A 3,028-nucleotide genomic window follows, 5' to 3' on the forward strand; every position below is an offset into this window, starting at 1 on the left:
CTTCATTTGCCGTGATCAGCTTATGGCGGGACTTCCACCCGCAGGAGTGCGCCCATGCTGGGCGCACACGAAAAAAAGCCCCGCCTTCGCGGGGCTCGCCGGCTACAACGATACCGGCAAATCCTGAGCGACCGAACGATCAATGATGGCCGCGCGTGCGCGGATCGTTCAGGTCCTCGGTCGGATCGGTCAGCCCGAGCTCGTCGCCCGCGCTCCAGTACGGCGTGCTGCCGTAATACTCGTGCAGCGGCGCGGCCCATTGCGGGTCGGCCATCGCCGGCCAGTGATCCTTGTCGAAGCCCGGCGCATTGCGGATGCGCTCGGACGATACCGACAGCAGGAAACACTTGCGTTCGGTATCGAGCGTCAGCGCGCTCCACGGGATCGCGAGCAACTTGTCGCCGATGCCGAGCAGGCCGCCGCTCGACAGCACGGCATACGCGACGCGACCGGAACGCACGTCGAGCATGATGTCCTTGATCTTGCCGACATCGTCGCCGTCGGTCGTATAGACCTTGTTGCCTTCCAGCGTGTCGGCCGCCATCACGTCCGGGCCGGGACCGGCTGCGGTCGCGGCGCCCTTGCCGACGATGCGGGTCTGTCCTTGATCGGGAGTCTGCATGGTTGTCCTCCTGGCTGCGTGAGGCGCGACCGTGCCCGGAAGGGGCCCTGTGGGTCGCGCGGGTTATCGGGCGGAGCGAGGATCGCCCCGTCACGTCTGCTTCGGTTGCGACACGCCCTCGAGCGTGTTCGCGACGTCGTCGCGCGCGGGGCCGGCCGTGCGCGTCGCGATGTCCGCGAGCGACAGCATGCCGACGAGGCGCTTGTCGTGATCGACGACGGGCAGCCGCCGCAATTGCGCGTCGGCCATGTAATGCTGGATCTCGTCGAGCGAATCGTCCTCGAAACACCATTCGATCGGGCCCGACGCGACTTCGTGAACCCGCGTTTCCGGCGGCTTGCCGGCCGAGATCGCGCGCACCGCGATGTCACGATCCGTGACCATGCCGATCAGCCGGTTGTTGTCGCACACGGGCAGCGCGCCGATGTCGTAGCGCTCCATCAGCTGCGCTGCATGACGGATCGAATCGGTCGGCGCGATGCGCACGACGTCCTGCGACATGATTTCGTTGACGCGATGCATGTAGTCCTCCTTGCGGGTTGAGTGCCGGGCCGTCCGCTTCAGCAAGCGGCGTGCCGGTAGCGCGCCGTTCTGCCATGAGCCGGGAGTCGGCCGCCGTCCTTCATTCGTCGCGGCGCTTGGCCGGGTCTTCCCACGGGCCGCCGTCGTGCGTGCCCGGCGGCGTGTCGGGCTCGATGCGCGTCACGCCGCCGGTCGCCGGCGGATCGCTCGCGGGAAACGTGTCCTCGAGCTGCTTGTCGATATGACGCTCCGAATGGCGCGTCTTCGTCTGGTCCTGATCCTTCAGCGGCGGCGTCGGATCGCGGCGCTGCTCGTGCGCCGGCGCGTCGCGGCCGGACCGGGTCGAATCCTTCATGGCGGGGCTCCGTGTCGGTGACGATGATACGTTCACCGTCGCAACGCGCGTGCCCGCAGTGGGCCGGCGGCACGCGATTTGCCGCTGCGCCGGTGACGCACGCAACGCGGCGCGGCGGCAAGCTCGCCCGCCTACCAACATGAAGCGGGAGGCACGATGACGATTCCGAAACGACAACCAGGGGTGTGCTACGAGGTCAACGTCTGCGGCGGCGGGTTCGAATCCGTGAAGAGCCATTTCAGCGCATGGAAACGGGAACCGCTGATCTATCGCCCCGATCGCCGGATGTTCGAAGGCAAGGCCGACGTGCGGCCGCTCGGCGACGAGACGTTCTGCTCGACGGAGCCCGCCCGCTTCGCGCTGCAGCGCGCGTGCGAGCCCTCGGATCCGTATGCGCTGGCGGCGCCGGTGCACGACGACGGCCGCCAGTTGTGGCTCGTGATGGCCGCATACGAAGCGTGATGCGACGCGCTTGAAAGAATTGCAGCGCGCGGTGTAGCGAATGCACGGCTCAGCCTGCGACGCGATGGATGCGCGTACGTCGCGGCGCGCAGAGGCGCCGTGCACCGCGGCACACGCATTGCGGACTTGCACGTGACATGTACGGCAGCGGACGGCGCGCGCACGCCGCGCCGCCGGTCCGATTCTCTCAGGACGACGCAACGACGATCGAATGCCCATGAACCGAGACCCTGCCCAATCGCTGCACCGGCCCGACCCGCCGATGCCCGACGTCGACCCCGACCCCGACGTGCCCGTGCCGGACGACGTGCCGCCCGGCGTGCCGGAGCCGTATCACGACCCTGAGGGCGACCCGCCGGGGCATCCGCCGCCGGAACGCGAGCCGCCGACGCGCGAACCGCCGATCCACGTGCCGCCGACGGGCATACCGCCCGTCGCGCTCGCCTGCTTCACGGAGGGCCGACGATGAGCATCCGCGTGAAACCCGGCTTGCTGCGCGACGTGGCCGAGACGCTCGGCCGTCACTTCGAGGCGCGCGCGATGCCGTTTCATGCCGAGGAGCACCCGGCCGGCGCGCTGCACTTCGGCTTTCGCGTCGACGGACACCCGGCGTCGCTGACCGTGACGTTCGACGCCGACGCGTTCGCGGCGCTCGAACGCGCCGACATCGGCCGGCAGCGCGGCGCGCTCACGCGTGTGGCCGCCGAGTTCGACACGATGATGGCGCGCCGCGCGCCGACCGCGTATGCGGGCGATTTCCATTTCAACCGGCTGTGAGCCGCGCCGTACGGCCGGCTCGCTGACGCCGACTTCCTGGAGGATTCCGATGAAACCGATCCAGACGATACGCGTGGGCGCATGTGCGTTCGCGGCCGCGTGCGCGCTGGGCGCATGCACGCAACCGAACGGGCCGTACGGCACGCGCGGTGCGCCGCCGCCCCCGCCGGACGGCCGCGGCGCGTCGCCGACCACGACGATGCCGGACGCGAACACGCGCTACGACACGCGTCCGTCGCCGAACAACACGATGCCGGCGGGCGCGGCCGGCGGCGAGGCGCCCGACGTGC

The 3,028-nt window shown here is 69.5% G+C and carries 7 protein-coding genes; 4 read left to right on the forward strand and 3 right to left on the reverse strand.

Annotated features, from left to right (window positions below; all coding sequences use genetic code 11):
- Positions 1 to 139: 139 nt before the first annotated feature.
- The 3 genes from BSE24067_RS32045 to BSE24067_RS32055 form a co-directional block, all read right to left on the reverse strand.
- Complete coding sequence (locus BSE24067_RS32045) at positions 140 to 622, reverse strand: PRC-barrel domain-containing protein (protein ID WP_151068745.1); 483 nt, start codon at positions 620 to 622, stop codon at positions 140 to 142.
- A 90-nt stretch (positions 623 to 712) separates the two neighbouring features.
- The gene (locus BSE24067_RS32050; RefSeq protein ID WP_151068744.1) at positions 713 to 1,144 is read right to left on the reverse strand and encodes a CBS domain-containing protein; all 432 of its coding nucleotides are present in this window, start codon (positions 1,142 to 1,144) and stop codon (positions 713 to 715) included.
- A 100-nt stretch (positions 1,145 to 1,244) separates the two neighbouring features.
- A complete protein-coding gene (locus BSE24067_RS32055) occupies positions 1,245 to 1,499 on the reverse strand; it encodes a hypothetical protein (protein ID WP_151068743.1) in 255 nt (84 codons plus the stop codon).
- Positions 1,500 to 1,655: 156 nt separating this feature from the next.
- On the opposite strand from BSE24067_RS32055, the gene BSE24067_RS32060 reads away from it, so the two are divergent.
- From BSE24067_RS32060 to BSE24067_RS32075, 4 genes are all read left to right on the forward strand, one after another.
- Complete coding sequence (locus BSE24067_RS32060) at positions 1,656 to 1,961, forward strand: hypothetical protein (RefSeq protein ID WP_151068742.1); 306 nt, start codon at positions 1,656 to 1,658, stop codon at positions 1,959 to 1,961.
- Positions 1,962 to 2,172: 211 nt separating this feature from the next.
- A complete protein-coding gene (locus BSE24067_RS32065) occupies positions 2,173 to 2,430 on the forward strand; it encodes a hypothetical protein (RefSeq protein ID WP_151068741.1) in 258 nt (85 codons plus the stop codon).
- Positions 2,427 to 2,738 carry a hypothetical protein gene (locus BSE24067_RS32070; protein WP_151068740.1) on the forward strand — a complete coding sequence of 104 codons (312 nt, stop codon included), beginning with the start codon at positions 2,427 to 2,429 and terminating at the stop codon, positions 2,736 to 2,738. The genes BSE24067_RS32065 and BSE24067_RS32070 overlap by 4 nt, the downstream gene beginning before the upstream one ends.
- Positions 2,739 to 2,787: 49 nt before the next feature.
- A partial coding sequence (locus tag BSE24067_RS32075) for a hypothetical protein (RefSeq protein ID WP_174905001.1) occupies positions 2,788 to 3,028 on the forward strand: 241 nt, incomplete at its 3' end.

The sequence above is a fragment of the Burkholderia latens genome (genome assembly GCF_902499045.1).
Classification (GTDB): domain Bacteria; phylum Pseudomonadota; class Gammaproteobacteria; order Burkholderiales; family Burkholderiaceae; genus Burkholderia; species Burkholderia latens.

What these genes read in the sequence shown, in the direction of transcription:
- BSE24067_RS32045 (WP_151068745.1), bottom strand. Translation starts at nt 622, where the DNA reads ATGCAGACTCCCGATCAAGGACAGACCCGCATCGTCGGCAAGGGCGCC.
- BSE24067_RS32050 (WP_151068744.1), bottom strand. Translation starts at nt 1,144, where the DNA reads ATGCATCGCGTCAACGAAATCATGTCGCAGGACGTCGTGCGCATCGCG.
- BSE24067_RS32055 (WP_151068743.1), bottom strand. Translation starts at nt 1,499, where the DNA reads ATGAAGGATTCGACCCGGTCCGGCCGCGACGCGCCGGCGCACGAGCAG.
- BSE24067_RS32060 (WP_151068742.1), top strand. Translation starts at nt 1,656, where the DNA reads ATGACGATTCCGAAACGACAACCAGGGGTGTGCTACGAGGTCAACGTC.
- BSE24067_RS32065 (WP_151068741.1), top strand. Translation starts at nt 2,173, where the DNA reads ATGCCCATGAACCGAGACCCTGCCCAATCGCTGCACCGGCCCGACCCG.
- BSE24067_RS32070 (WP_151068740.1), top strand. Translation starts at nt 2,427, where the DNA reads ATGAGCATCCGCGTGAAACCCGGCTTGCTGCGCGACGTGGCCGAGACG.